Below are 25,458 nucleotides of genomic sequence, written 5' to 3'. Positions count from 1 at the left end.
TATTACGTTTCATATGTAATATAATAAGCTTCCTCACTGATCAGACCCCATTTGTCCATTCTCTTCGGCCGATGGACATGATGCGCCAAGGCTGGTTTTCGAGCTTGCGCCAAGCATCGCAGCAATGGGCGACGATATCGTCATAGGATTTGAAGATGCGGTTCGACAGCCAGTTTTCGCGCATGACGAGCCAGAGGTTTTCGACCGGGTTGAGCTCCGGTGATTTCGGCGGCAGTGGCAGGATGGTAATATTCGTGGGCACGACGCCTGGCGTCCTTTCCGGCAAGCAGCCTTTGGTTGCTTCCATCGTCGGCTATATCACTTTGGGGGGCGAGGATGAGGCAGCTGACTACGTCGACGAAAACGGCCAGGCGTGGCAGGCCACGCCCGGTGCAGTCGCGTGGCTGGCGGAGGTTACCAGAAAGCTGAAACCACGACGACGGCGTAACTGACCACCGGAACCGATGGGCGTGTTCTAATTTGGGTATACCCGGCCTGAACACCCGCCATGAACACGTCGCAACGGGAAAAGCCTGTATATTTTGGGCTCAATCGTAACCGCTGTTCTCAGGCCACTGCCTTGAGCGGCATAGGTCTGTAGGCCCAAGGCAGCAGATCGTCGATCTGGCTTTGTGGATGGCCGGCGACGATCCGGGCGATCACGTCAGCGAGGTAGGTGTGAGGCTCGACGCCGTTGAGCTTGCATGTCTCGATCAGCGAAGCGATCGTTGCCCAATGCTCGGCGCCGCCGTCGGAGCCGGCGAAGAGCGCATTCTTGCGGTTCAGCGCAATGGGACGGATGGCGCGCTCGACGACGTTGGAGTCGATCTCGATCGTACCGTTGTCGAGGAATCGTGTCAGACCTTGCCAGCGCGAGAGCGCGTAGCGGATGGCTTCCGCCAGCTTGGTCTTCTGGCTGATAAGGGTGAGTTGCTGTCCAAGCCACGGCTCAAGGGCATTGATGACGGGACGGCTTTTCTCCTGCCGGACGGCGCGGCGTTCGTCGGCGGAACGACCGCGGATATCGCTCTCAACGTGGTAGAGTTGGGCGATGCGGGCGAGCGCCTCCGTCGCGATCGGCGCGGGGCCGGACTGCGCGAGCTCATAGAAGCGGCGACGCACGTGCGACCAGCAAAAGGCCAAGCTCACGGCGTTGCGTTCGGCCAGCGCCTTGTAACCCGCGTATCCGTCGACCTGCAGGGTTCCGACAAAGCCCTGAAGATGCCGGATCGGCTGTTCGGCCTTGCGGTCCGGAGCGTAGAGATAGGCGACGCCGGGTAGGTCCATTCCGCCCCAAGGTCGGTCGTCTCGGGCATAGGCGAACAACTGCCCCGTTTTGGTCCGCCCCCGGCCCGGATCAAGCACAGGCGCAGTGGTCTCGTCCGCGAAGAGCTTGTCTGAAGCCTTCAGCCGCTCGAACAGCCGCTCATGCACAGGGCGAAGCAGGAAAGCTGCCTTGCCCACCCAGTCGGCGAGTGTCGAACGGTCGAGATTGACGCCCTGGCGGGCGTAGATCTGGGCCTGACGATATAGGGGAAGGTGGTCGGCATACTTCGACACCAGAACATGAGCCACCGTGGCCTCTGTAGGAATGCCGCCTTCGACGAGACGTGCCGGCGCTGGCGCCTGCACGACCACCTCTTCGCAGGCCCGACAGGCATACTTCGGTCGACGGGTGACAATCACACGGAACTGGGCGGGCACGATGTCGAGACGCTCGGAGACGTCCTCGCCCATAACATGCAGCTGACCTTGGCAGCACGGGCAGATCTTGTCGGCAATGTCGATTACCTGCTCGACGCGCGACAGATGGGTGGGCAACGAGCCGCGGTTGGCGCGACGCTTACGAGCCCTGGCATCACGCTTTGAGGGGTCCGCGGCTTCCGCGCTGGCGAAGCCCTCCGCCTCTACCTGCTCGGCTTCCTCCAGCCCCAAAAGCAGCTGGTCCTCAGGCAGGCTCTCCGCCCTTCGGCCGAAGCGATAGCGCTGCAACTCCTTGATGATTTGGCGGAGCCTCTCATTCTCCGCGCGCGCGGCCAGAAGCATCGCCTGAAGCGCTTGAGGATCGTCGGGTAGGGCAGCGGCCGCGTCAGTCACGAAGCGGATTCAAGCATGGATTCCAGTGATTTGGCAATAATGCGATGGTTAGCTCGCCGTCGTTGGAACACGCATCTGGCGCGTCTCGTGCACCCGCCGCCAGTCGAGGCCTTCCAGGAGTGCCTGCAACTGTGCCGCCGTCAGTCGCACGACACCATCGGTAATGCCCGGCCAGCAGAACTTGCCATCCTCCAGCCGCTTGGCGAACAAGCATACGCCCGTGCCGTCGAAGTAGACGAGCTTGATGCGGTCGGCCCGCTTGGCCCGGAACACGTAGACCGCGCCCGAGAACGGATCCGCGCCCATAGCCTCGCGCACGAGCGCTGCCAGACCTTCCGCTCCCTTGCGGAAGTCGACCGGCTTCGTCGCCACCATGACCTTGACCGCTCCCGTTGGCCCGATCACGACGTTGCCCTCAGCGCACGGATCACCGCTGCAACCGTCTTCGAATCCGCCCCACGACCCACCCGCATTGCGATGCCGTCGATCTCGAGCTCGATCTCACCAGCGTCTCGAGCCGGCTCCCGCTTCTTTGGCTGTGGCCGATGCTTCGCCGCAGGCGTCGGAGGCGCTGCCGTCACCACCGCCGGCACGAACATGGATTCCGATATCGCTTCCTCCCCCATCGGCCGGCGAGCAGCCCGACGCCAGGTGAACAATTGCTGCGGGGAAAGTCCATACCGGCGTGCCACAGCACAAACCGTCTCGCCCGCCTCGTAGCTCTCCGCCACTATCCGGGCCTTCTCCTCCGGCGGCCACTCACGCCGCCGACCCGAACCAGTGAAGATCTCCAGCCGACGGACCGGCTCACCGTCCCTGGACTTAAGCGTAAACTCTGAAACCGTCATATGTCGAAGCCCTCAAAGGCCTCGAACATCGTCCCTTACATCCACGCGCGAAAGGTGCCGCCGGAACAGCGCTTACGCTCAATCTTCGTTAATGAACAGAGCATCGCGCCGGCACACCCAAAATGAACAGTTTGCATGACCCGCATCGGATACGCTCGCACCTTCACCACCGACCAGAACCTCGCCGGGCAGATCGCCGCGCTCAAGGCCGCCGGCTCGAGGTCATTCGCGAGGAGCAGAAGAGCGGCTCTACCCTGGAAGGCCGTCCGCAACTCAACACCATTCTCGACTTCATTCATGCTGGCGAGACGCTTGTCGTCACCCGGATTGACCGCCTGGCCAGATCGCTGCGCGACCTGCAGATGATCGTGGACAAGCTCAAGACGAAGGGCGCGCATCTCTCCGCGACAGAACAACCTGTCGATACGTCGACCGCCGCCGGTAAGGCCTTCTTTGACATGCTTGGTGTCTTTGCCGAGTTCGAGACCAATCTGCGGCGCGAGCGCCAGGCGGAGGGAATCGCTGCCGCCAAGAAGCGCGGCACATACAAGGGCCGGCCGCCGAAAATCGACCGCGACGCGATCCAGCAAAGGCTTAAACAGGGTCAGGGCCCAACACAAATCGCCCGCGATCTCGGCTTCTCACGCGGTACTGTCTATCAGGTGAGGAAGGGCAAATGACGAAGGGCAGGCTCATAACCCGTCTGACGCCAGCGACATGCGAAGAGATCCAGACCCGCATGCTCGAAGTCTGCCAGAAGATCGCTGAGGACCATGGCCTGGTCATCGAGGGCGCCGGATGGCACGGCACGGATCCGGCTTCTTCTTGGAGCCCGTGTTCCGCGTCAGCATTCCCGCTTCCGACGGCACCGCATTCAATCTCGAAAAAGACAGGTTCGAGTTCTTGGCAGAGCAATTCGGATTGGCCCCTTCGGACTTCGGACGCGAGTTCCGCACCGGAAGCGAACGGTACCGGATAACCGGCATCGATCCAAAGCGGCCACGCTACCCGATCTCCGCTGAGCGAATTCCCGACCGCAGAGGGTTCAAATTTGCCGCCGAAAACGTCGCCATGCTCCTCCAAGCCAAGGAGAACAAGCCGTGACGTTCTCGGATTCGAGCGGCAGCGCTGGAGTCACACGCGACGTTGAGACGATCGCGGCGCAGGGCCTCAGATCATGCGCCGCCGTCACGGCGGTGACCGCCCAGACGCATCTGTCTGTCGAATGGATCGAGCATATGCGCCGGGTTTCGTCGCAGCTCAGATGCCGGCCGCGGTTGCCGCCAGCAACGTGAAGCCATCAAGATCGGGATGCTTGGCACAACATGGCGGAAGCCGCGACGGTTCTGCGGAATCACTCGGATCTTCCAGTGATGCTGGACCCTGTTTTCGCCTCTTCGTCCGGCGGGGCGCTGATCGTGGAAGACGCTGTCGCCGCGCTGCGCGGTCATCTCATGCCGCTTTGCCGGATTGTCACGCCGAACTTGCCGGAATTGGCCGCGCTGACCGGATCGCGATCGTAGTCGATGAAGCATCCGCTTGCCGCCTGGGTCAGGAGCTGTCGAGAACTGTCTCGGCCGCCGTCCTCGTCAAGGGCGGTCATGCCCGCGGCAACGATGCAGTCGACCTGCTGGTGCAGCCGGACCGCCCTGCCCTTCGATTTGGTGCGCGCCGCCTGCCGAGCGATATGCGGGGGACGGGCTGCATTCTCTCCAGCGCCATTGCCGCCTCTCTTGCGCTTGGGGCGTCGCTGGAAGAAAGCGTGCCCAATGCCAAGAAGTACGTATTCAACACCCTTGCTAATCAAAGTGAGATTTTGGCCACTTGGGATGATGAACAAGCCGCCGGATGAACGAAGTGCCCTCTTCAATCCAGCAATCCTCTCGGTGGGTCTACCATTCTTCATGGGCAGGCCGGGCTGGCTGCGGTCGAGCGCCTGGATCTGGCTCTTCTCGTCGACCGACAGCACGATGGCGTGAGCCGGCGGATCAACGTAGAGGCCGACGACATTGCGCAGTTTGTCGACGAACTGCGCATGATTGGTAACTGGCGCCAGCGGTTGGGCTTGCAGCCCGTGCGCCCTTCCAGATGCGGCGCACCGCGCTGGCGCTAATGCCGGCTGCGGCCACCATCATGTCGGCGGTCCAGTGCGTCGTCTCGCCAGGCGGGTCCTGCAACGTCAGTGCCACCAGCGCTCGGCGACTTCTAAAAACTGGATGAAGCCTGGATCGTGAACTGTCTGCAGGGACCTGGACGTAATCGGCTTCGGCGCTAGAATCCGTTCGAACCCCACATTGCGAAGGCCAGCGATTATTCGTTTTGGCCGTTCTGGTGTGTCGAAGCAGGGCACCATCTGTCCACGCCATAACCCGCCCGCGCTTTCATGAGCATATTGGTCCTCGGAAAAGACAATAAGCACGTTGCCCTAATCCTCTTCGCCAATTGGGCGTACTTGCATAGAGACGGCACGGCGCTCTGGCATGGATGTAATCAACGCACCGACGATAATGGCCAATGCTGCAAACATTCCTGGACCTGTCAGCCATTCGCCGAAGAGCGCGGCTGCGAAGAGCGCAGAAAAGAACGGCTCGCTCGATTCGATGACCTGCGTCTTGTATGCCTCGATATGCTGAAGAGCGAGAATTGTGCAGTAGAACCCAAAGAACGAGGGGATAACCCCCAGTGATAGCAAGCTTGGCAGCGCGTTCACTGACGGGATTGGTGCTCCGCTCCAAGCATAGGGAACAGCGAGCATAACGAGGCCATAAGCCAGGAACCACCAGAAGGTTTCTAGGGATGAGCGCAGCTTAAAGAATTTCCAGGCGAAGATAAAGCTGGCGTAGCCTAGACCCGCGATAAGGGCGAGGCTGACACCGATAATGCTTCCGGTCATCAGGCCGTCCCCAGCAATCACGAAGTAGCCTCCAAGAAAGACCATGGTCATGGCGAACGCCTTTCGCGTCGTTACCGTTTCCTTCAAGATGAGGATGTCGAGCGCGATTGCACCAAGGCCGCCAGCGAAAACAAGGATGGCGACAAGCGGGATCGGTGCATACGTGAAAGCTTGGGTTTCGAAATGGTAAAGTGTGAAGATGCCAAGCGCGGAGCAGACGGCGATCTTCCACGATCCCGTGAACACTGAGACTAGTCGGGCTAAACCTCCAGACCTTAAAAGGATGATGATCGAGAGCAGCGAAAACGCAATGGCGCAACGCCAAAATGCAACTGCAGTGTGATCGAGGCCTTCCTTGAAAGCGGACCGCGAAAGCACGCCGACGGTTCCATTGGACAGAGCTGCAAGGAGAGCGAAACCGGCCCCAAGGATTGATGAAAGATAAGCATTTCTCATGGCGGTCACTTTGTTTCTATCATATGCGAGCGGCAGGCCTCGCCGAATGCACGAAAGATTTCGACGCTGAGCAGATCCTCAACGTGAAACCATTCAGGATGCCATTGTACGGCGGCAGCAAAAGTTGCCGTGTCCTTTACCGATATGGCTTTCAATAACGCCGTCCACGCATCGCGCATCAACCGCAAGGCCATCCGCCAAACGCGCGATCCCCTGCCGATGCAGGGTATTGACCAAGACTGGATTCTTTTGCGAGCGGCGGATGCATTGGGCGATGTGGCCGTGGCCTTCGGCTAGAATTGCATGAAAGGAGGCGTATTGAAGGTCGCGTGGGAGAGAGAGGTCTTCCACATGAGTGGATCCGACCTTCACCTTCCGAGATGTTGCGTGAGAGGCTGCCACCAAGTGCGACATTGAGTTCTTGCAGCCCACGGCAGATTCCGAATAGGGGAATGCCCGATGATAATGCAATCTTGATCGCAGCAAAGCTTGTCCTGTCCCGGTCAAGATCAAGCGTCTTTGGACAAGCCTCTGGGCCCCCGTAAAATGAGGGCGAGACGTTCGACTCCGCCCCGGTCAGCAGTACGCCATTGAGGAGTGACAAACAGACTCGCAAATCCCCTTCCACCAGTCCGCACGGGATCACTAGCGGTAAGACACCTGCGGTCGTACGCAGGGCTTCAAGATAACGAACGCGTACGGTCTCATACCCGACGCCGTCCTCTGTCCGGCGGTCGGAAATGACACCAACGCGGGGCCGCTGTTTATCAGCGAGGCCACAATCAGGTGCCCTCAAGAGCTTGCCCGATATCGGCGATGATATCCTCAATGTGCTCAAGTCCTACAGAAATCCGGATTGTTCCATCGCGAACTCCGGCAGCAAGGCGCGCCTCGGACCGAAGCATGTGTCGTCGAGGCTGGATGCGTGGCGAGTGTTCTCGCGTCGCCAATATTTGAGACGTGATAGGCGAGGCACAACCGCTCGATAAAACGGCGCCCAGCCTCAATGCCGCCAGCGATCTCGAACACGAGCATCGGGCCACCATGATCACCCATGTTCTGCTCGGCGCGATGCCGTTCAACAATCCCGCCAAAAGTCGGATATGTTACGTCGAGAACGCCAGGATGCGCCATGAGAAACTCGGCTAGCTGGCGGGCATTGGAGCAATGTCGAGGCATTCGCAAAGGTAACGTTTCCAGACCTTGGATACAGAGAAAAGATGCGAATGGCGACGGGCAGGGACCGAAATCGCGCATGAGCGTATTGCGCATCTTGAGCAGAAACGGGCTGGCTCCGTAGGGGGCCGGGCAGATTGCGCGCGGCATCGAGCCAAAGAATGTTACCGTGCGAGATGTCAGGACGTGTCATCAACGAAAAGCGTTCGGAATAGGCAGCCCAGTCGAAGGTGCCCCCATCCACAATAATGCCGCCAATCGTCGTGCCGTGGCCGCTGATATATTTGGAAGTGGAGTGCACGGTAATGTGGGCGCCAAGCTCGAGAGGGCGGGAGATAAGAGGGGTCAGCGTGTTGTCGATGATCAGCGGAATTCCGAGTTCCTGCGCGATCGCCCCGACCTCGACGATCGGGAAAGGGCTGAGCTTGGGGTTGGGAAGCGCTTCGCCGAACCAACAGCGCGTTCGGCGATCTGAGGCTTCGCGGAAACGTTCGGGATCGCTTGGATCGACGAAGCGGGTTTCAATCCCGAGCCGTTGAAACGTACTGGCCAGCAAATTGATTGTGCCACCATACAGGTGCGTGGAGCTTACGATATTGTCCCCGGCTACGGTGATGTTTAGGATTGCAAGCATAATTGCGGCTTGCCCCGACGAGGTTGCCAAGGCGGCGACGCCACCATCCAGAGCCGCAACGCGTTGCTCGAAAATATCCGTTGTCGGGTTCATCAACCGCGAATAGGTGCGCCCCTCGCGTCGGAGATCGAAGACGTCCGATGCGTGATCAATTGTTTCGAATGCATAAGCATTCGAGAGATAGATCGGTACAGTTGTAGCAAGGGTCGCCGGATCATAGCGATAGCCGCCATGCAACACTGCCGTTTCCGGATGCAGGTGTGGCGTTGGCGCCAATCGTGCTGAAGGGTCATTTTTCTCTGGTTTGGTCAATATTGGATCTCTCCGGGAGTTGGATACTTCTCGGCGCGGCATTCAGACTGGGCGAAGCGCTTCCGGTTCTGGTCGCGGATCAATTTCAGGATCGAAGGCTCACCATTTGGGCCAGGCTGGAATATCCCACCCGTTTCGGAGCAGTGCGCCGCATAGACGGTGTCCCCCATGCGGATGGCATGTGCCTCGGGTAAGCGCCAGAACGGGGTTGTCGGGTCGAGATGATGATCGAGATGGTAGTTGTCGTTATTAATCGCGGTCAGCCACTTCTCGATATTACAGCTGCGGCGGTTCCTAGCCATGTGCAGGTTCACGGTCTGATTTTCGATGGAGCTGCAATGCTCAGACATCTCGATAAACCAGCCGATAATGTGGAATGAGGTGAGGTAGGGGACGACCCAGAGAAGGACGACTTCCGAGAAGTAGCCATAGATCAAAGCGTACACGACGATACAAGCCCAGAACGCGTAGAATCCCCAGCGATCGAACTCGTAACGCCACTTTTCTCCGCGCTTCACCCGCACTGAACTCTCCTTGCCGGAGAGGGAATTGAGGATCAATTGATATCTGTTGCGGACCAGATACTTCAGATAAGCGTAGGTTTTCGATCCGAGCAGGGGCAGGATGATGAGCTTCCAGACGAAGGAACGATCCGTTCGGGGTGTGAAGACACCTTCCGCGATGAAGAACTCCAGGTCAGGATCGGCGTCGGCTCTTCCCAGAAAGGGATGATGGCTGTGGACGTGTGATTCCTTGTAGGCAAAGTGGCGTTGAAAGATGGGCCAAGCCGTTGGCAATGTGCCGAGCAGGAAGTTCAGCAGACGGTTCTTTGTCAGCACACCGTGCGCAGAATCGTGCAGAATGGTGGAGATTCCTCGCTGATGGGCTCCGATCATTATCACTGCGAGAGGATAGAACCACCAGTTGACCCCAATGACCAGCCACGCGAAGGCAGCGATCACCGTCACGATATAAAGCGGGCCATGCCAATTGTCAGTTGTAAGAGCTTTGATGTCACTAGTGATGCAACGATCAAAACGATGGTAAACGTAGCGGCCGGGCGCTTCGATGCCGCTGTAGAGCGGCCGCGCGTGAGCGTTCATGAAGACACCTTTTGCCGAGAATTGCAGCGCCACTCTGCGGTATAGGCACCGACGAAGCGGTCAATGAGATCAGCTTTGACGTTTGGCATAACGATCGCGTGGGCGGAGTTGTCATGGCATGCGAGCTGGTATTCGCTGACGAGCCTCTCGGATGGCTTCGGAAATACAACCGTCAAGGACCATGGATTGAGCAACACCGGGATGCCCGCTGAACGAAATGCTGCTGCGAGGCCTTCCGCACGCTCGATGCAGGTTCGGGCATTATGGCGGAAACCGGCTATGCCAAGCCGCATCACCCGGTTCCAGATCGCGAGAACGGCGTGGCCGTTGCGCGATCCCATCAGAGTCGTATCATCTGAGCGCAAGTAGCTGACGGCGGAAGCCACTCGACTGACATGCTCACGACGAACTACAAGGATACCGCAGGGCATTGGCGTGCCGATCATCTTATGACCTGAGGTTGACACGCTGTCGATCCCGTGCCGGAAAGAGGGACGGATGCAGTTTGGTAAGCCATCGACAAAGGGAAGGACCATTGCATTCAGGGCGCCATCGACGTGAACAAAGCGTCGGCTCGGATCGATCCCGACGCGGTCCAGAACGCTGACGCAGGACGTGATATCGTCGTGTGCGCCTTTGATCGTCGTTCCAGAGGTCAGTGCGAGAATGATGCTGCGATGACGATTTGCGTGGATAACCCCAGAAAGAGCATCTGGAGAGATGGCGCCGGAACAATCGGCCCCGCACGTCAAAGCCTCGATCCGGAGGATTTTTGCAGCCTTTGGAAGCGAATAGTGCGCCTCTGTGGAGTATATCAGAACAGGATTATCAAGGGTCTCGCGCGCAAGGTATACCCCCGCCAGTTGCCGCGCTGGCAGGCCTTCCAAACCGCTTGTCGAGAGATTCCCGCAAAGCTGGCGAGCAGGTTGAGTGGCACGAACTCTTTCCTCGACATCGTGCGCTAGTCCCCAGCGGCAGAACGGAAACCACCGAGTAGCAGCTCGAGTTATATGTGTCGTGACACCCACGCCTTGCCGCCCTCGCCCGCTCAAGGGCGCCATTCGCTACCGAGAGCCCTTGCTGGGGACAGTGAAGGCGTAGAGCTGAATCTTAGTCGATAGGGCTGCTGCTTCGGTTTACCAATCCTGGGTTTTTGGGGTTGACCAATCCGTTGCCGACCGCAAGCAGGTTGACCAATAGAGGCGCTTAACTTCCACGCTGATTCAACCACTTAACGCCAATCCAGAATTAGCTGTGATTGTGGCCATTGGTAAACGCGGTCTTTGGATCGGAAACCCCTATCCTCGACCTGAAAATCCTCTTGTTTTCAATCGTATAGGCTGAACACCTGCAGCCCATAATTCCGGACTGGTAAACCCCATGAAATGCCAAATAATTCCGGACATCACAGCAGTTCCACACTGCCATTTTATGCGACTTCTTGAGTACAAAAGGCGAACTTCGAAAAGGGTGGCCTGACCAGCGCCGCCGTCGCAAAAAATATCCAAACCGCTGATAAGCCAGGGACAAGCGGCGAGATCCAGCGCCTGCCGTTATCCCGGCGGGACGATATCGGTCGCGATTGAACTGAGACCTATCGCTAATGCAACTGACACGTCTGGAGCTTTATAAACGGGTCTGTGAGAGGCCGCTCAGCAAAGTCGCCCCGGAGCTTGGAATTTCCGGCACGGCGCTAGCCGCCATCTGCAAGCAATACCAATTACCCTACCCCGGATCGGGCTACTGGACCCGCAAATCTCTCGGGCTTCCGGCAGATCTGCCAGCCCTGCCGGAGGCACCGGATGAAACCATCGAGATCACGCAGTCGACCCCAAAGCCACGGCCGAAGAAGACGCCGGAAGAAATCGCGGCACGCAAGACCAGGCGCGTAGCGAAACCTGATCGGCCAGCGCATCATCCGCTATTGTTCGGTGTCGAAGAGCATTTACGAAAAACGCGTGATGTCGGCGACGGCGAGTTCCTCAGGCCCTACAAAAGGATCCTGCCGGATCTGATTTCTTCAGAGGCTGCGCTGTTGCGCGCACTCTCGATCGCCAATGACCTCTATCTCGCGCTGTATAAACAAGGGTACCGGGTTCACATCGCACAAGCCGCCGACGACCTTCATCGCATCCACATCAAGGAACAGGAGGTGGAGCGAAAGGATCGCAAATACGGGCGCTATCACTCCGGAAGCATCTGGGCTCCGGACCGGCCGACCGTCTTCTATATCGACACGGTGCCAATCGGGCTCGCTCTCACCGAGATGACCGAACGAGTGTCGATGCGAGACCTCAATGGTGAGTATCATCGCAAAGACAGCAGGCTCATCCGGTCGGCCAAGCCCTGGCAGCTGACGCATTCCTGGACGACAGACCAGGATATGCCGTCGGGACGCTTTCGGGTCGTTGCCTATTCGCCGAAAGGCGGTGTCGATTGGTCCGTTAGCTGGCAGGAAACGGAGCAGGAGACACTTGGCAAACTTATCCCAAGAATCGTCGAGACCGTGAAAGGGGTCAAGGATAACCTCCAACGCCTCATGACCGCCGCAGATGAGGCCGAGGCGAAGAGGAAAAAGGAGCGAGAGGAGGAGTGGGAGCGCTACCTAAGGCAAGAGGATGCCCGGAAAACAACTCAGGCCCTTGCCGACAGCCGTGAACAACTTGCGGAAATTATCGACAGGTGGGGAAGAGCGATGACGGTAGAGCGCTTTTTCGCGGATGCGGAAGAGCGCCTGAAGTTTGCTACCAACGAGCGGCGGCACCGCCTGGAGGAGCGTCTGACCCTCGCAAGGGCAATGATGGGAGGCGTAGACCCGCTGGATTTCATAGAAAGCTGGGTAGCCCCGGAGGAGAGGCATCGTTCAAAATACATCTAAGCGGTTTGGTTGACGGCTCTCGGCAACGGCGGCCAATTCGGACAGAGACGCGGGATCGTGGGCTGCGATATGGATCGTATATCCATGGGTCAAGTTCCAGAAAGCATCCTCGAAATGCGGAGTGCGTAACGATCGGTCATGCCTGACGTAAAATCCGCGAGCGCGTGAAGCGCGTCTTCCGAAGTGTTTACGTTCCGCAGATCAAGACCCAAAGCTCTGACCAAGTGGCAGGAATGGGCCGTCAATCCTGCCTCCTTCCAGCAGGATCGCCTAAGATCTTCATAGACTGGCAATATGCCTGTCATCACATTCCATATGATCTTGCGTCCCGAGATTTCGAGCTCAGTCTTCCGGCGAGCTGTAAAGACCTCATCTTTTGAAACTTTCTTCATCCGTTCGAACAGTGATTTCATGCTGCAGATTTCCGCGAGTGACCCTGAGAAACTCCCGCTCATGATGGCGGTGTAGTTTTCCTTGAATGCTTCCACGCAGCTCTCTACCGCCTTTCCGATGCTGATAGCACGCAGCATCGCGATGTTTTCAGCCTCGGTATATGTGGAAACATCTCGGTTCGGCTTACCAGCTGCTTCGTACAGTATATCTCTCACGACGTCGTACCCCACTTCGCCAGTCGTAAAAGCATCCTCAAGGTCTACGATGTTGTAACAGATGTCGTCAGCCGCCTCGACAACGAACACCAGCGGATGACGTCGCCACCACGTTTTATCGCCCTGATTCTCCACCACCAGACCCAGAGTGCCGGCGGCGCCGCGGAACGATTCAAGTTCACTGTCGAAGATACCGAACTTCTTGAGGCCCACGTATCCCGCGGCCGTTCCCGATGCCGCGGACTCACGCGTGGATGCCGTGACAGGATATTTCGTGAACGCCCCCAATGTGGCCTTGGAAAGCCGCATCCCACCATCATTCCGATACATCTCCAACCGGCACAAGATTCGGAACCCCTGTGCATTCCCTTCAAAGTTCTTGAAGGCCAGCTGCCTATCGCTTGGGACCTCACTGATCAGGTCATTTGAACTAGAGAATTGATCGGCAAACCAGTCCCCCATGGCCTCCTCGCCAGAGTGGCCGAATGGAGGGTTCCCGATGTCGTGAGCGACACATGCCGCCTGCACAATATTCGCGAGACTATGCGCTTCTCCGGCCTCAATCTCGTTCTCCTGCTCGAGCCAGTTTCCAATCGCCATCGCCAGCGAGCGGCCAACGCTCGCAACCTCGACGGAGTGGATAAGCCTATGGTGCACGTGATCGTGCTCGTATAGCGGTTGCACCTGCGTCTTATTTGCAAGCCGCCTAAACGGTGCAGAGAATATGATCCGATCGTAGTCCTGTACAAAGATGGAACGATTTGGCTTCGCCTGGTAACCAGTGTCTCCCAAACGTTCGCTGCTGAGCAAGTGTTCCCAATCCATGAGCATTCCCCTCCCATCCCTACCCGAATTCAGCTCGGCGGTATCAAGCTGATCATAGTATTCTGCGCTCTGAAAATTACTCAGAGTTGAAACGTGGTCGCCTTCGCCAGATGGCTGAAGCAGATAACTTGAAACAAGCGACCTTAGGTTCACTTCGCTTTAGCTGACCCGCTCACCATGCCAAGTGATTTTGGCTCCGGCTGTGGGGTGCGAGTATCGGGCAAACTAGGCTGATCGGTGTTCGCGTTGTTGCCCCGTTCGAAAGTTAGGCCATAGGGTCCGATCTCCAGCCGATACCCAGATCCGGCGGCAATCACCACCAGCAAGATCAGCGCAGTAACCAAGACCAGCCTGTTGACGTCCAGTTTTGTCACTTGGTGTCGTCCCCGAGCGTCTGAAGCCACCAAGGAGTGCGCCGCACGAATGTACCGTTCTCGTTGACGTAATCATTGTTGAACGCGCGAAGGGCAGCGCTAAGGGCTTCTGACCGGCTCATATTGAATCGTTGCGCGGTCTCATCGAGTATGGCCAAGTCGTCTTCGGCGAGACGAAACGAGATGATTTTTTTGCTCATACCAAGAGCGTAATCGCCGTTGGTAAATAAAGAATAAACTTTGTAATACGCGAAGGTCGGTGTTGCCATTGCCAGCTTGGGCAGCAATTCTGCGCCCGCGAGCCGATACTCGGTCTATCAGCGATCCACCCTTCGCCTGAGGCGCTGAGCCGAGGTCAAGTCATCTTCCGGGTCTTCCTCATCCTCATCAGGCGGGTTCATCGAAAGCATGATCATCGCGAAACCGTCACGCTGGAGCAGCACCTGCTCGTAGAGGGCGGGCGGTTTGCGGCCCCGCTGGACGTCGATCCATACCCCCGCATCGGTCTCATCGATGTCGCTCGGTACACCCTCCTGATGGGTTCGTCTGCGCAGCAGCGAATAGGGAGAAACCGGCCGGGCCCGTTCAGCCGAAAGACCCGGGAACTTGGCATAGTCACCGTAGACCCGAAGGACTTTGCCGTGACGGGCAATCACCACCGCCACCGGCTCCTCCCGGTAGCGCAAATACGAGCGGCTGGCCGCTTCCTTGCTGACATCGTATTTGTCGGCAAGCTTGACCAGATGGCTAAGATCGGGATCCTTGCCCGCCGCCGCATCTTTTCGGAAAAGTGGAGCGGGCATCAAAATATTTGCCGCGAAGCGGTTCGCTTCGACTTCCATCTTCATGCGGCGGTCTGCCTCGTTGGCCTTCAACGCCAGCATATCCTGCAACCGGCACAAAAACCGTCCCTCAGCCGAGGGGACGTGGGACGGCATGAGGAAATGGCCGAGCTCGTGGGCGATCGTGAAGCGGCGCCGTCGCCGCGGGCTGGCCTGGTTGAACAGGATCGACCCGTTGAACTTGTCGACGGGCGTAATCAGCCCGCCCTCATAGCCGTCTGTTTCAAGCGGAAGGATATCGACAATGTCGAGCTGCCGGGCAAGAGCCTCGATCGGCACAGGAATCGCGAGGCCGGGCTCGTTCTTGAGAATCTCCAGAACAAGTTTTTCCGGAGTGGCCGCATCGGCCAGATCGATTCGGCTGACCGTCATGGTTTCCGACTGGCTTTCAACCGCTCCATCAGTAGCGCGATGGTTTCGCGGTCACCGGGCGAAAGCTCGCTAAGATTGCGGTACATCGCCACCAGTTCGGCATCTTCCTCCGGTGCCCCGGGATTTTCACCCACCAGATCCGCTACCCCCACCCTGTAGAAGTCTGCCAGGCTCCTAATAAGGGTCAACGATGGGTTTTTACTCGCGCCGCGTTCGAGATCCCACACATGAGCCTTCGAGGCCCCTACCGCATCGGCCACTTCCTGCAGCGACTTTCCGCTTCGCATTCGCAGCTGTTTCAATTTTACAGCCAACTCCACCATACAAGTCCTTTCCACGAATCATAGCGACGCGGTCGCTTCTGCGTCCGCGCCGTCTGATCACAGCTTACAAGACCATAATATGGGACTTGACGCAAGTCGCCGTAAGATTTATCTTTACGATAATGTCTAGCAACTCAACTAATGGAGCTTTCTATGGGCAAGAATCAACATGTCGTACCTCACAACGGCCAGTGGGCTGTGCAAGGTGCCGGTAATAGCCGCGCCACTTCGGTGCATTCCACGCAGGCCGATGCGATTTCAGCCGCGCGTGAGATCGCCGTCAACCAGCATAGTGAAGTCGTCATCCACCGGCCGAATGGCCAGATCCGCGATTCCAATTCCTACGGCAACGATCCGCATCCGCCGAAAGGCTAAACCCTGAAAGGACCCCTGCAATGAACGATAAGCCACGCTTTCCTGGGGTCCTAGGGCCCGTCGAGCCCTTCCTCAATCCACTGGATGCAATTCTGGCGGACCTGGCCATCAGCGTTCAGTTGCCTGCCGGCCTGCACGCCAGGACCGGCGACCGCTACGAAGCCATTCGCAAGCACATCGAGTGCCCTGGCAGTCCGCTCTACGGTCGGGTCTTGTGCTTTTACCCGCTGGGTTCCATGGCAATCGACGCAACCATTTCGACGCGGGGAACCGACAACGAATACGATCTTGACGTCGTGGTCGAACTCGACGTGTCGGAGGACATGTCGCCTGAGGAGGTCCTTGACCTTCTGGAAAACGCCGTCGCCGATTACCCCGTGCAGGCGGTCGAGCGCCAGAGCCGCTGCATCACGCTGCGCTACGCCGACAACATGCACGTCGACTTGACGCCGTCCCGCCGCCTGGCAACCCTCAAAGACCGCGAAAGCGTGATCTTCCATGCCAAGCACGGCGACCCGACCCATCTTCACAGGCCGGTCATGATGAACGCTTGGGCGTTCGGTCGCTGGTACAATGCGCGGACGCCGATGGAGGAGCGGTTCGCGCTGGCCTACAACAAGCGGCTCTATGAAGCCGACGGCATCGAGTTCGCCGCCGATGCGGATGTGCACCTAGTGCCGGCACAGACCCCCTCATCGTGAAGAACACCGCCACAGTGGCGCTGCAGTTGATCAAGCGGTTCCGCAACGTCCTTTACGCTTCCACCACAGGCCGGATCCCGCCATCGGTGATGCTGTCGTGTCATGCCGGCAAGGCGGCCCTGCCGGGCATGCTGCTCTCCGACATGGTGATCCGGCAGGCGCGCTGGACGGAACGCGCTATCGAGGAAGCGTCACGCCAGGGGCAGCTCCTCGATGTCCGCAATCCGGAGTGGGACGAAGACCGGTTCACCGACCGCTGGCCGGAGAACAAGATGCAGCAGGATGCATTCGCCGCCGCCCTGCGTGATCTGGCCGACGGACTGGAAGCAATCAAGCAGGGCAACGTGCAGCTGGAGGATTTGCAGGACTGGTTGCGTAATCGGTTCGGCGATCGGGTTGTGTCGAACACGCTGAAGACCTTCAACGACCGCACCGGCCGGGCGATCCGTTCCCTGGATCAAAGCTATACCCGCAAGGGCGGTCTGTTCGTGCCGGCAGCACCGGCCGTTGTCGGTTCGATTGCCGTCGCGTCGCCAGTGGCCGCGCGCTCCCACACGAATATGGGAGAACGGCGGTGAGCAGCGAGGTTTTCACAATAGAACGTCAGATTGCGGCCATGGCCGACCGTTGACCGCAGTTAGTACTAGCCACCCTTGAAGGCGCCTCCGCGACATGGCGGGGGCCGTTGCGGCCGCTGCTGCAGACCTTCCAGGTTGAGATCACGTTCCGGGCCCCTTCCATTATCGAAAAGCTCAACAATCGCCGCATGCAGCCGCGGGTGAAAATCCTGACCCCGCAGCTGCGGCCCCGGCGCGGCGACCCGGAGGGCCAGCTGCCGCACGTCTATTACATCGGCGGCGGCCCGCTCGATGTGGTGCTGTGCATGTTCGATCCGGATTCGGATGAATGGTCGCCCTTCATGTCGGTGGCCGAAACCACCGTGCCGTGGGCGATTGACTGGCTGACCTCCTATGAAGGCTGGCGCGCCACGGGAACGTGGACCGGCACCGGTAAACATATCGAACAGCCGCGAGCCGCGCTTGGCAGTGCAGTGAATAGATGACCTACCTCCCGCCTCGCCGCTCGGACGGCACCGCCCAGAAACGCCGCCTGCAACGCCCTTGGCCGAAGGGCCGGCCCTTCCGCATCTTGTCGATAGATGGTGGGGGTATCTGCGGCATCCTGCCGGCAGCTGTGCTCGCCGAGCTCGAGCAGCGGTTCCTGGGCGGCAAATCGGTGGCGGGTTGCTTTGATATGATTGCCGGGACCTCCACCGGCGGCATTATCGCGCTGGGGCTTTCGCACGGCAAAACCGCGCGCGAGATCCGTGAAATCTACGTCGAACGCGGCGGCTTGATCTTCCCGCCGCCCAATCCCCTTCAGCGCGTGTTGCGCAGGGTGCGGCGCTTCGGCCGCTATGCCTATGATCGCGATAACCTCGAAAGCGAGCTGTTGCGCATTTTCGACGACACCCCGTTCGGGATGGCCGGCAACCGCCTTGTGATCCCAAGCTTTGAGGGGCGCTATGGCGAGCCGTGGTTGTACAAGACCCCTCACCATCCCGATTACAAAAAGGACCGGTTTGAGCGGATGGTCCGGGTCGGGCTTGCGACGGCGGCGGCGCCGACGTTCTTTCAGGCTCTTCCCAACAATGGCTACATGATGGTCGACGGTGGCCTATGGGCAAACAACCCGACGATGAACGCCCTTGTCGATACGCTGGCGTGTTTCGAAATCGACCGTGCCAATATCCAGATTCTGAGCCTCGGCTGTGGAGAGACTGCTTTCAAGGTCGACGCTACCAAGTCCAAAGGTGGGATCCTACAATGGCGCGACATCTACTTTGGCGCTATGCGGGCCCAATCACTAAATGCCCTCGGACAAGCATATCTGCTGGTTGGTAAGGACAATGTGATGCGGATCGATGCGCCCGAAGCCCCTTCGCCTATAGCCCTCGACGACCACCGCCGAGCAAGAACCGAACTTCCCGCGATGGCCAGGGTTTTGGTTGAAGCGGCAGGGCATCGGATTGAGCAAATGTTCCTTCATTCGCCAACGGATCCGTATGTGCCACTTCCACTTCAGAGTGAAGCCGACTAGCTCTGACCTTCTATTTTTCTCAAGTTTCCTCAGTTAATAATGTGCGCGTGTAATAATGATTCTCTATTGATTCTTCCGCAACGCATGCTTGGGTGCAAGCGAGATGGGTCGCACGATTGTAGCTTTCGACGGCCCCAGCGGCGTCGGCAAGTCAAGCTTGCTGCCGCAGGTCATCTCCCTATTGGCTGATCGAGGACAGCAGTACGAGCTGTTCAGCAATGTGGAGTCTTCCTCCCTCAACACGCTGATACGTAAGCTCGCTAGCTCCGCAACACCCGGTTTGACTCTCAGCTTGGCGCTTTCCACAGCTCGCGCAGAACTTATCGAAAGTAACATGGGCAACCTTCTGCTCGACAGATTCGTGCTGTCTGGCCTTGTCTATCAACCCATTTCCGGGGTCGACCAGGATTTCGTCTACGCAAGCAACGCGCCCTTGCTTGAAGGGGTTACAACAGTTGCTCTCGAGATCACCGCTATCGAGCTTCGCAAACGCAGGCGATCACGTGGACCGATGCGATCGGATTTCTTTAAGGACCGATTGGATATCGAAACAGAAATATCGCTTTTCGCCGAGCGTGCGGAGTTCCTTCGGTCCAAAGGCCACGTCGTTATCACATTGGATGCGGGAGGAACCATCGAAGACACCGCGATGAACGCTGTGAATCTAATCACTGCTTGTGGCCCAATGTCATGAATGATCCGCGCATTCTAGGCGCGGACGGCCGCCTTGACCTGCTGCTCGTTAATTCGCCGCTGAAGGACTACGGCCACGCGCGCCGCGTCAACGACTTCACTCTGCCAACCCTTGGGCTCGGCTACATCGCTACTGTAGCCGCGGCAACCGGTTTCAGCGTCGGACTGCTCGACAGCGAAGCGCTTGGGCTTGGGCTCTCAGAGACGGTCGGCATTATCAACGACGCACAGCCAGGTTGGGCGGGATTCAACCTGCTCGCGCCAACCTACGCCCATAGCCGCGCAATCCTTGCCGGCCTGGATCCGGGCATTTCTGTGATGCTAGGCGGTCATCAGGCGAAAGCAATGCCCCGGGAAATCCTGGAGGATCATTGCATTCCCCGTATCGACGCACTTGTTGTCGGCGAAGCGGAAGCCCGGGTGCCGCTTCTCTTGGCCGATATCGAGTCACGCAGCAGCCTGCCCTCAATCGGCTGGCGGAACGGTGACAGTCTCACCATGCCGCAGATGCGGGGTGACAAGGCCCTCCTGGCACCGAATATCGATGCTATGCCGTTTCTGGATCGCAAGTATCTGGCGCAAGACCCTTACCTCGACGCCGGCGAACTGGAATCAGCCATGGTCGCTTCACGGGGATGCCCCTTCGATTGTTCGTTCTGCGGCGCCGCGGTGAGCGCGAATCCTGACGTGAGCATCCGCATACGAAGTCCAGACAATCTTATCGCCGAGATGGCCACGCTACGCGATCGATACGGCGTTACCCGCATACGATTTGTCGACGACCTCTTTCTTGCCAACTCCAAGATAATTGTCAGGACGCTCGACGCCTTTGTCCGAGCCAATCTTTCGCTTCGTTGGGACGCGACCGGCCGGATCAACGTCCTCGATAAGGTTCCGAACGACACTATTGACCTTATGATAGCGTCCGGTTGCCGCGAAGTTGCTCTCGGTATAGAGGCTGGCAGCGACCGGCTGCTCAAGCACATCGACAAGAAAATTTCCGTCGCGCAGACCATCAGAGTGGTCACCCGCCTCTGCAGCGCTGGCATTTCGGTGAAGGGCTATTTCATCCTAGGCTTGCCCACCGAAACGCGCGAAGAACATCGCGCAACATTGGATCTGATCGAGACCCTTTGGTCGGTGACAGACGCCCTTCCGGGGTGTTTTCGGTGCAGTGCCTTTGAATACAGACCTTATCCTGGCACCCCAGACTGGCACCGCCTCCTTCGCGCGGGTTACTCCCCGTCTGCAATGCTAGCCTATAGCTCACCCGAGCCCTCCGGAATCCAAGCCTCTGCCGGCCGCGACGAGTTCAATTTCTCGACTGGGATTCAGTTCGGGGAAGTTCCCGTGGATCAGGTTCGAAAGAACTTATATACCATTATGGCGTTACAAAATGCGAGATGATCGGACAGAAGATATTGTTTCTCGGATTGTGCGCAAAAAAGACCGCCGACGGCGGATTGCATGCACCGCTCGCTCCCACGTCCCGCTCCGGCAGTTTCCTAGCCTCTTTGTTGGAAGAATTGCCGCTAGGCGAAATTGCCATCGCACGTGACAATATCATACCCGGCCCAGTATTTGGACAGAATGGCATAGAGCGCAATCCGACATGGGCGGAACTGTTGCCCTGGCTGCGTGACCATTGGCTCTGGAGAGACGATACGCTAGCAGCGATCGTTGCGTTTGGCGCGGAAGCCAAACGCGCATTCGCAGCTCTCGCTGCAGAACGATCATCCGATACACCGGTCTATTTTTTCCATCATCCCTCTTACGCGTTGCGGCAGCCGAAAAGCCGCCGCGCGGAGTATGCGCGCAAGCTTTCGCAAGCGATTGTTGGTACCGATGCATCGGTAGCTGCGCAGCTCTAGAACATGCTTAGGCGTTTCGGGTGCCGTCAGGCGTACGAAACCCTTAAGCATGGCGGCCATTGATGGCTGCTTGTCGCCTCCTGAAAGCGGACGTTGCTGGCGACGAAGCCAATGGCCGTAGCCTCGGGCAAATCTGCGAGCCTCAATAGTTGGCGTCGGTTTATCAGGTCGAATGCCACACCGAGGTTTCGCCTCCGAAGGGAGAACGGATTTTTCAGTTTAGATTTATTCTTGATTTGGGCAAGCCGCCTTCTGACATCACCCTATTCCAAGGCACAAGAACTTGCCATCAGTGATAACGTCGCGATTCGATGGCAAACAGAGACAAAACAGGAGACGACAATGAAGCTCGTGCGCCTACGACTAAGCAACTTCAGGTCGTTTTGTGAGGCGCACGTAGAAGTAAATTTGGGAGATCTGACATTTCTGCTCGGTCCGAACGGCGCTGGCAAGACCACGGTTCTGCAAGCGTTGGCCAGACTGTTCAGTCTCGATCCCGTGCAGCGCAAGATCAGGAAGTCCGATTTTCACGTTCCGCATGACGAGAAGCCTGATGGGGTACCGGCCGAACGAGAACTCTGGATAGAGGCCGACTTCGAGTTCCCGGAGCTGGCAGGCGAGGATGAGGAGGAGGACGCACCGGCGGTTCCCGGCAACTTTGCGCATATGCAATTGATGGGAGTTGACGGGCCGGCCCAGGTACGCTTCCGGCTGGATGCCAAGCTCGATCAGGATGATGACATCGAAGAGAATTTCACCTTCGTCATGAAGGTGGATGCCGATGGGAATCCGCTCGAGCGGAGCCGGGTCGCAAAGCACGATCGGAACGCCATTCAGGTCCACTATCTGCCCGCCCGGCGCGATCCGGCAGACCACATCTCATACTCGGCGAATGCACAGCTTGGCCGGGCCCTGCGAGCGGCGGACTGGGCCGGAGAACGCGACAAGGTCTCCACTCTGACCGAGGAAATCAGCTCGACCCTCGCCGGCAATAAGGCCATCGAGGGGATGACGGACGCGTTGTCGGGCCAGTGGGGCAACCTGCACAGGGGGGACTATTTCGCCGACCCATCAATTTCGTTTGATCGGAGCGAATTGGAGAACCTGCTGCGCCATCTGAGCATAGGCTTCACGCCAGGCCACGGCGAGCAGCTGGTCGATTTCTCTCGCCTGAGCGACGGGCAGCAGTCGATTCTCTATCTTTCGATCGTGCTGGGCATGCACCAGATCGGCAGTGATGTGCTGAGCGGCAAACTGCCAGATGCCTTTGACATCGACAAGCTGCGGCCCGCTGTCTTCACGCTGATCGCGCTGGAAGAGCCCGAGAACAGCCTATCACCGCATTATCTGGGACGAGTCGTCCGCGCGCTCGAAGAATTCGCCGGGGGACAGGACGCGCAGGCGGTGCTCGCTACGCACTCCCCCTCACTGATGCGTCGCGTTCCGCCGGAAGCCGTCAGATACATGCGGCTCAATGAAAAGCGCACTACCATCGTCAGGCACATCGAGCTGCCCGAGGACGGGGAGGCGCACAAGTTCGTTCGCGAGGCGGTGCAGGCCTTTCCCGAACTCTATTTCTCGCGCTTGGTGATTCTCGGCGAAGGTGACAGCGAGGAGGTCGTGTTGCCTCGGCTGCTGGCCGCCGAGGGGATCCTGGCCGACGACGCATCGATCTCGGTCGTGCCGCTCGGCGGCCGGCACGTCAATCATTTCTGGCGCCTCCTGCACGGCCTCGGTATCCCCCATGTCACTCTGCTCGATCTGGACCTCGCAAGGTACCAGGGTGGCTGGGGACGGATAAGATACGCGGCCCGTCAACTGCTTGCCTATGGCGACGTCGCCAACGCGGGATTCACCGTGGCCGATGCGAATGCCATCCCAGCATGGGACAGCGACGACGGTCTTATGGTGGATGATCTTGGATGGATCGAGCGTCTGGAGGAGCATCGGGTGTTCTTCTCGTCGCCGCTCGATCTCGATTTCCTCATGCTCACCGCCTACCCGGACGCATATGACCTCGAGGAGGACGAGCTTGAGGAGCCTGATGAGGATGGCCTCAGGGCGGTGCTGGGCAGGAAGCACGACACTGTCGGCAACCAATATGAGGATGACGAGCTCGAATACTTTGACGCCTATCACAGGCGATTCAAGCTTGGCAGCAAGCCCGTGTGGCACATCCAGGCAATGGCCAGCCTGACGGACGAGGAGCTGAGGGACGAGATGCCCGAAGTCCTCAAGCGTTTGCTCGCGCGTGTCCGCGACGACCTGAAGGCGTTGCCCGAATGATGCGCGTTGACCGCTGGACGCCATCGGACAACCTCAAGCTCGAGCCGAATGCCCTCCTGGCTGCAACAGAAATCGACCGAAACCTGGCGCTGACCGCTGGGCCAGGAGCGGGCAAGACCGAAATGCTGGCGCAGCGGGCGGACTTTCTCCTCCGCACCGGCACGTGCCGTTATCCCAAGCGCATCCTCGCCATCTCGTTCAAGGTCGATGCGAGCCACAATCTGAAGGCGCGCGTTCGCAAGCGCTGCGGCCCCGAGCTGGCCGCGCGGTTCGACAGCCATACATTCCATGCGTTCGGCAAGCGCATCATCGACCGTTTCCGGCTGGCGCTGACCGGGCGCGATGCTCTTGATGCGGACTACAGTGTCGGGCCGGCACGGGTCCAGAGACAGTCGATCACTTTCCAGGACATGGTGCCTTTGGCTGTAACCATCGTTGAGTCCAGCGCCATCGCCAGGAACGCCATTCGACAGACCTATAGCCATGTGTTTCTGGACGAGTTCCAGGACTGCACGAAGGAGCAGTACGCGCTAATCAAAGCCTGCTTCCTCGACTCAGGCGTCAAGCTCGTTGCTGTCGGCGACACCAAGCAGCGGATCATGGGCTGGGCCGGCGCGCTCGAGGGAATCTTCAAGACCTATGCCTCGGATTTCCACGCCAAAGCGCTGAACCTGTATCAGAATTTCCGCTCTGCGCCCCGACTTCGCCGGATGCAGAACGCGATGGTGCGGGTCATGGACCCGCCTGCTGCGCTCGATGACGACGAACTGCAGGGTGACGATGGTGAGATCGAGATCCTTCACTTCAAGAATGCCAGGGAGGAAGCCTCACATCTGGCCGACGCGATCAAGGGATGGATAGAGAATGATGGCCTGGACCCTTCCGAGATCGCGGTGCTGGTGAGCAAGCAGCAGAACCTCTATTGCCGGAAGTTGCGAGCCGCGTTGCGGGACCGAAAGGTTCCGTTTCGCGAGGAAGACCAGACGCAGGACTTCGCATCCGAACCGGTTGTTCGTCTGATCACCGATTTTCTTCTTGTAGTCGGGGGAGGCGCACAACCGGAAGCGTTTCGCCGCCTGCTCGAAGCCGTCGTCTACAATGAAGGTCTCGATGAAGAACAGGAATATCGGGCCCGCTCCCGATGGGATCGGTTTGTCACGGACATTCAGGCGAGGGTGGCGGCGGGACAGATCAAATATGCCGATCGAGATGCGCTCGCGGCGCTGGTGGAGGAGTTGATCGAACTGATTGGCCGGGATGCTATTGTCGCCCTTTCCGCAGACTATGCTCAGGGCAACAGGCTCGATCAGCTGATACAGGATACGGTGACCCGCATATCGCAATTGACGCAGGATGGAACGGACATCGGCACGGCGCTCACGGCGTTCTCGGCCGATCGCTCCGTCAGGATCATGTCAATCCACAAGAGCAAGGGACTGGAGTTTCACACCGTGGTCGTGATGGGCGTCGAGAACGAGACATTCTGGGGAAAGATCGCCGAGGAGCGATCGGCCTTCTTTGTCGGTATCTCCCGCGCCAAGCAGCGGCTGGTGCTCACGATCTGCGAGCATCGCGACCGGCCCGACGGAGCCAAGAACTGGAGCACTGAGCGTTCGCCACAAGCGGAATTTGTCGGCTACGCGCAGGCACACGCTTAGCCGACTCGACGAGCCCTTGAGCCTTGTTGCGCT

Annotated in this window: 26 protein-coding genes and 7 pseudogenes; 16 read left to right on the top strand and 17 right to left on the bottom strand. The window is 58.6% G+C overall.

Annotated features, from left to right (window positions below; all coding sequences use genetic code 11):
• Positions 1-40: 40 nt before the first annotated feature.
• Positions 41-262, bottom strand: a pseudogene (locus ACIU1A_RS32730) (transposase); the annotation flags it as partial.
• Here ACIU1A_RS32730 and ACIU1A_RS32725 point away from each other — a divergent pair.
• Positions 156-452: a hypothetical protein gene (locus tag ACIU1A_RS32725; protein WP_404928091.1), complete on the top strand. Its 297-nt coding sequence runs from the start codon at positions 156-158 to the stop codon at positions 450-452. The pseudogene ACIU1A_RS32730 and the gene ACIU1A_RS32725 overlap by 107 nt on opposite strands.
• Positions 453-567: 115 nt before the next feature.
• On the opposite strand, the gene tnpC is transcribed toward ACIU1A_RS32725, so the two are convergent.
• From tnpC to tnpA, 3 genes are read right to left on the bottom strand one after another with little or no spacing between them, the layout of a single operon-like run.
• Positions 568-2,097, bottom strand: coding sequence for an IS66 family transposase (gene tnpC, locus ACIU1A_RS32720; RefSeq protein ID WP_404924841.1), 1,530 nt, complete (start codon positions 2,095-2,097; stop codon positions 568-570).
• A gap of 48 nt (positions 2,098-2,145) precedes the next feature.
• Positions 2,146-2,502 carry an IS66 family insertion sequence element accessory protein TnpB gene (gene tnpB, locus ACIU1A_RS32715; protein ID WP_404924842.1) on the bottom strand — a complete coding sequence of 119 codons (357 nt, stop codon included), beginning with the start codon at positions 2,500-2,502 and terminating at the stop codon, positions 2,146-2,148.
• On the bottom strand, positions 2,499-2,945 hold the full coding sequence (gene tnpA / locus ACIU1A_RS32710; protein WP_404924843.1) for an IS66-like element accessory protein TnpA: 447 nt from the start codon (positions 2,943-2,945) through the stop codon (positions 2,499-2,501). Before tnpA ends, tnpB begins: the two co-directional genes overlap by 4 nt.
• A gap of 135 nt (positions 2,946-3,080) precedes the next feature.
• Between tnpA and ACIU1A_RS32705 the strand changes: the two are divergent.
• From ACIU1A_RS32705 to ACIU1A_RS32690, 4 genes and pseudogenes are all read left to right on the top strand, one after another.
• Positions 3,081-3,625: pseudogene (locus ACIU1A_RS32705) on the top strand (recombinase family protein).
• A gap of 154 nt (positions 3,626-3,779) precedes the next feature.
• Positions 3,780-4,049 carry a hypothetical protein gene (locus ACIU1A_RS32700; protein ID WP_404926248.1) on the top strand — a complete coding sequence of 90 codons (270 nt, stop codon included), beginning with the start codon at positions 3,780-3,782 and terminating at the stop codon, positions 4,047-4,049.
• A pseudogene (locus ACIU1A_RS32695) lies at positions 4,046-4,468 on the top strand (bifunctional hydroxymethylpyrimidine kinase/phosphomethylpyrimidine kinase). Before ACIU1A_RS32700 ends, ACIU1A_RS32695 begins: the two are co-directional and overlap by 4 nt.
• Positions 4,408-4,797, top strand: coding sequence for a bifunctional hydroxymethylpyrimidine kinase/phosphomethylpyrimidine kinase (locus ACIU1A_RS32690; RefSeq protein ID WP_404926246.1), 390 nt, complete (start codon positions 4,408-4,410; stop codon positions 4,795-4,797). Before ACIU1A_RS32695 ends, ACIU1A_RS32690 begins: the two are co-directional and overlap by 61 nt.
• 39 nt (positions 4,798-4,836) lie before the next feature.
• Here the strand turns inward: ACIU1A_RS32690 and ACIU1A_RS32685 are convergent.
• The 8 genes and pseudogenes from ACIU1A_RS32685 to ACIU1A_RS32650 all read right to left on the bottom strand — a co-directional run.
• A pseudogene (locus ACIU1A_RS32685) lies at positions 4,837-5,137 on the bottom strand (IS630 family transposase); the annotation flags it as partial.
• Between the two features lie 233 nt (positions 5,138-5,370).
• Positions 5,371-6,294 carry a DMT family transporter gene (locus ACIU1A_RS32680; protein WP_404928054.1) on the bottom strand — a complete coding sequence of 308 codons (924 nt, stop codon included), beginning with the start codon at positions 6,292-6,294 and terminating at the stop codon, positions 5,371-5,373.
• Between the two features lie 93 nt (positions 6,295-6,387).
• A complete protein-coding gene (locus ACIU1A_RS32675; protein WP_404928053.1) occupies positions 6,388-6,708 on the bottom strand; it encodes a gamma-glutamyl-gamma-aminobutyrate hydrolase family protein in 321 nt (106 codons plus the stop codon).
• A pseudogene (locus ACIU1A_RS32670) lies at positions 6,662-7,090 on the bottom strand (gamma-glutamyl-gamma-aminobutyrate hydrolase family protein); the annotation flags it as partial. The pseudogene ACIU1A_RS32670 and the gene ACIU1A_RS32675, both read right to left, overlap by 47 nt.
• Positions 7,077-7,551 (bottom strand): annotated as a pseudogene (locus ACIU1A_RS32665) (PLP-dependent transferase). The pseudogenes ACIU1A_RS32665 and ACIU1A_RS32670, both read right to left, overlap by 14 nt.
• A 187-nt stretch (positions 7,552-7,738) precedes the next feature.
• Positions 7,739-8,458, bottom strand: a pseudogene (locus tag ACIU1A_RS32660) (PLP-dependent transferase); the annotation flags it as partial.
• Positions 8,413-9,552, bottom strand: coding sequence for a fatty acid desaturase (locus ACIU1A_RS32655; RefSeq protein WP_404926245.1), 1,140 nt, complete (start codon positions 9,550-9,552; stop codon positions 8,413-8,415). The gene ACIU1A_RS32655 and the pseudogene ACIU1A_RS32660, both read right to left, overlap by 46 nt.
• Positions 9,516-10,406 carry a pyridoxal-dependent decarboxylase gene (locus ACIU1A_RS32650; protein ID WP_404926244.1) on the bottom strand — a complete coding sequence of 297 codons (891 nt, stop codon included), beginning with the start codon at positions 10,404-10,406 and terminating at the stop codon, positions 9,516-9,518. The genes ACIU1A_RS32655 and ACIU1A_RS32650 overlap by 37 nt, the downstream gene beginning before the upstream one ends.
• A 716-nt stretch (positions 10,407-11,122) precedes the next feature.
• Here ACIU1A_RS32650 and ACIU1A_RS32645 point away from each other — a divergent pair.
• Positions 11,123-12,397: a hypothetical protein gene (locus ACIU1A_RS32645; RefSeq protein ID WP_404926243.1), complete on the top strand. Its 1,275-nt coding sequence runs from the start codon at positions 11,123-11,125 to the stop codon at positions 12,395-12,397.
• Positions 12,398-12,486: 89 nt separating this feature from the next.
• Here the strand turns inward: ACIU1A_RS32645 and dgt are convergent, their stop codons facing one another.
• The 5 genes from dgt to ACIU1A_RS32620 all read right to left on the bottom strand — a co-directional run bounded on the left by dgt (position 12,487) and on the right by ACIU1A_RS32620 (position 15,741).
• Positions 12,487-13,830, bottom strand: a complete 1,344-nt coding sequence (gene dgt / locus ACIU1A_RS32640) for a dGTP triphosphohydrolase (RefSeq protein ID WP_404926242.1) — start codon at positions 13,828-13,830, stop codon at positions 12,487-12,489.
• A gap of 149 nt (positions 13,831-13,979) precedes the next feature.
• Complete coding sequence (locus ACIU1A_RS32635) at positions 13,980-14,204, bottom strand: hypothetical protein (RefSeq protein WP_404926241.1); 225 nt, start codon at positions 14,202-14,204, stop codon at positions 13,980-13,982.
• Positions 14,201-14,491, bottom strand: a complete 291-nt coding sequence (locus tag ACIU1A_RS32630) for a ribbon-helix-helix domain-containing protein (protein WP_404926240.1) — start codon at positions 14,489-14,491, stop codon at positions 14,201-14,203. Before ACIU1A_RS32630 ends, ACIU1A_RS32635 begins: the two co-directional genes overlap by 4 nt.
• Before the next feature lie 30 nt (positions 14,492-14,521).
• Positions 14,522-15,418: an ImmA/IrrE family metallo-endopeptidase gene (locus tag ACIU1A_RS32625; RefSeq protein WP_404926239.1), complete on the bottom strand. Its 897-nt coding sequence runs from the start codon at positions 15,416-15,418 to the stop codon at positions 14,522-14,524.
• A complete protein-coding gene (locus ACIU1A_RS32620) occupies positions 15,415-15,741 on the bottom strand; it encodes a helix-turn-helix domain-containing protein (RefSeq protein ID WP_404926238.1) in 327 nt (108 codons plus the stop codon). Before ACIU1A_RS32620 ends, ACIU1A_RS32625 begins: the two co-directional genes overlap by 4 nt.
• A gap of 153 nt (positions 15,742-15,894) precedes the next feature.
• On the opposite strand from ACIU1A_RS32620, the gene ACIU1A_RS32615 reads away from it, so the two are divergent.
• From ACIU1A_RS32615 to ACIU1A_RS32570, 10 genes are all read left to right on the top strand, one after another.
• Positions 15,895-16,116 carry a DUF2188 domain-containing protein gene (locus ACIU1A_RS32615; protein WP_404926237.1) on the top strand — a complete coding sequence of 74 codons (222 nt, stop codon included), beginning with the start codon at positions 15,895-15,897 and terminating at the stop codon, positions 16,114-16,116.
• A 20-nt stretch (positions 16,117-16,136) separates the two neighbouring features.
• Entirely contained in the window at positions 16,137-16,817 is a 681-nt protein-coding gene (locus ACIU1A_RS32610; protein WP_404926236.1) for a nucleotidyltransferase, read from the top strand.
• Positions 16,814-17,395, top strand: coding sequence for a hypothetical protein (locus ACIU1A_RS32605; protein ID WP_404926235.1), 582 nt, complete (start codon positions 16,814-16,816; stop codon positions 17,393-17,395). The genes ACIU1A_RS32610 and ACIU1A_RS32605 overlap by 4 nt, the downstream gene beginning before the upstream one ends.
• A gap of 107 nt (positions 17,396-17,502) precedes the next feature.
• On the top strand, positions 17,503-17,880 hold the full coding sequence (locus ACIU1A_RS32600; protein WP_404926234.1) for a hypothetical protein: 378 nt from the start codon (positions 17,503-17,505) through the stop codon (positions 17,878-17,880).
• Positions 17,877-18,917, top strand: coding sequence for a CBASS cGAMP-activated phospholipase (locus ACIU1A_RS32595; protein ID WP_404926233.1), 1,041 nt, complete (start codon positions 17,877-17,879; stop codon positions 18,915-18,917). Before ACIU1A_RS32600 ends, ACIU1A_RS32595 begins: the two co-directional genes overlap by 4 nt.
• A gap of 103 nt (positions 18,918-19,020) precedes the next feature.
• Entirely contained in the window at positions 19,021-19,611 is a 591-nt protein-coding gene (locus ACIU1A_RS32590) for a dTMP kinase (protein WP_404926232.1), read from the top strand.
• Positions 19,608-21,017, top strand: coding sequence for a B12-binding domain-containing radical SAM protein (locus ACIU1A_RS32585; protein WP_404926231.1), 1,410 nt, complete (start codon positions 19,608-19,610; stop codon positions 21,015-21,017). The genes ACIU1A_RS32590 and ACIU1A_RS32585 overlap by 4 nt, the downstream gene beginning before the upstream one ends.
• Positions 21,014-21,481: a hypothetical protein gene (locus ACIU1A_RS32580; RefSeq protein WP_404926230.1), complete on the top strand. Its 468-nt coding sequence runs from the start codon at positions 21,014-21,016 to the stop codon at positions 21,479-21,481. The genes ACIU1A_RS32585 and ACIU1A_RS32580 overlap by 4 nt, the downstream gene beginning before the upstream one ends.
• 342 nt (positions 21,482-21,823) lie before the next feature.
• Positions 21,824-23,767 carry an ATP-dependent nuclease gene (locus tag ACIU1A_RS32575; RefSeq protein ID WP_404926229.1) on the top strand — a complete coding sequence of 648 codons (1,944 nt, stop codon included), beginning with the start codon at positions 21,824-21,826 and terminating at the stop codon, positions 23,765-23,767.
• Positions 23,764-25,425 (top strand): UvrD-helicase domain-containing protein, encoded by a 1,662-nt coding sequence (locus tag ACIU1A_RS32570; RefSeq protein ID WP_404926228.1) that lies wholly within the window; start codon positions 23,764-23,766, stop codon positions 25,423-25,425. Before ACIU1A_RS32575 ends, ACIU1A_RS32570 begins: the two co-directional genes overlap by 4 nt.
• Positions 25,426-25,458 lie beyond the last annotated feature (33 nt).

Source organism: Mesorhizobium maamorense (assembly GCF_044998965.1).
Classification (GTDB): Bacteria; Pseudomonadota; Alphaproteobacteria; order Rhizobiales; family Rhizobiaceae; genus Mesorhizobium.
This window is presented reverse-complemented; position numbering and strand designations above follow the sequence as displayed.

What these genes read in the sequence shown, in the direction of transcription:
- ACIU1A_RS32595 (WP_404926233.1), top strand. Translation starts at nt 17,877, where the DNA reads ATGACCTACCTCCCGCCTCGCCGCTCGGACGGCACCGCCCAGAAACGC.
- ACIU1A_RS32625 (WP_404926239.1), bottom strand. Translation starts at nt 15,418, where the DNA reads ATGACGGTCAGCCGAATCGATCTGGCCGATGCGGCCACTCCGGAAAAA.
- ACIU1A_RS32590 (WP_404926232.1), top strand. Translation starts at nt 19,021, where the DNA reads ATGGGTCGCACGATTGTAGCTTTCGACGGCCCCAGCGGCGTCGGCAAG.
- ACIU1A_RS32680 (WP_404928054.1), bottom strand. Translation starts at nt 6,294, where the DNA reads ATGAGAAATGCTTATCTTTCATCAATCCTTGGGGCCGGTTTCGCTCTC.
- ACIU1A_RS32570 (WP_404926228.1), top strand. Translation starts at nt 23,764, where the DNA reads ATGATGCGCGTTGACCGCTGGACGCCATCGGACAACCTCAAGCTCGAG.
- ACIU1A_RS32645 (WP_404926243.1), top strand. Translation starts at nt 11,123, where the DNA reads ATGCAACTGACACGTCTGGAGCTTTATAAACGGGTCTGTGAGAGGCCG.
- ACIU1A_RS32610 (WP_404926236.1), top strand. Translation starts at nt 16,137, where the DNA reads ATGAACGATAAGCCACGCTTTCCTGGGGTCCTAGGGCCCGTCGAGCCC.
- dgt (WP_404926242.1), bottom strand. Translation starts at nt 13,830, where the DNA reads ATGGATTGGGAACACTTGCTCAGCAGCGAACGTTTGGGAGACACTGGT.
- ACIU1A_RS32580 (WP_404926230.1), top strand. Translation starts at nt 21,014, where the DNA reads ATGATCGGACAGAAGATATTGTTTCTCGGATTGTGCGCAAAAAAGACC.
- ACIU1A_RS32675 (WP_404928053.1), bottom strand. Translation starts at nt 6,708, where the DNA reads ATGTCGCACTTGGTGGCAGCCTCTCACGCAACATCTCGGAAGGTGAAG.
- ACIU1A_RS32575 (WP_404926229.1), top strand. Translation starts at nt 21,824, where the DNA reads ATGAAGCTCGTGCGCCTACGACTAAGCAACTTCAGGTCGTTTTGTGAG.
- ACIU1A_RS32615 (WP_404926237.1), top strand. Translation starts at nt 15,895, where the DNA reads ATGGGCAAGAATCAACATGTCGTACCTCACAACGGCCAGTGGGCTGTG.
- ACIU1A_RS32725 (WP_404928091.1), top strand. Translation starts at nt 156, where the DNA reads ATGCGGTTCGACAGCCAGTTTTCGCGCATGACGAGCCAGAGGTTTTCG.
- ACIU1A_RS32620 (WP_404926238.1), bottom strand. Translation starts at nt 15,741, where the DNA reads ATGGTGGAGTTGGCTGTAAAATTGAAACAGCTGCGAATGCGAAGCGGA.
- ACIU1A_RS32585 (WP_404926231.1), top strand. Translation starts at nt 19,608, where the DNA reads ATGAATGATCCGCGCATTCTAGGCGCGGACGGCCGCCTTGACCTGCTG.
- tnpA (WP_404924843.1), bottom strand. Translation starts at nt 2,945, where the DNA reads ATGACGGTTTCAGAGTTTACGCTTAAGTCCAGGGACGGTGAGCCGGTC.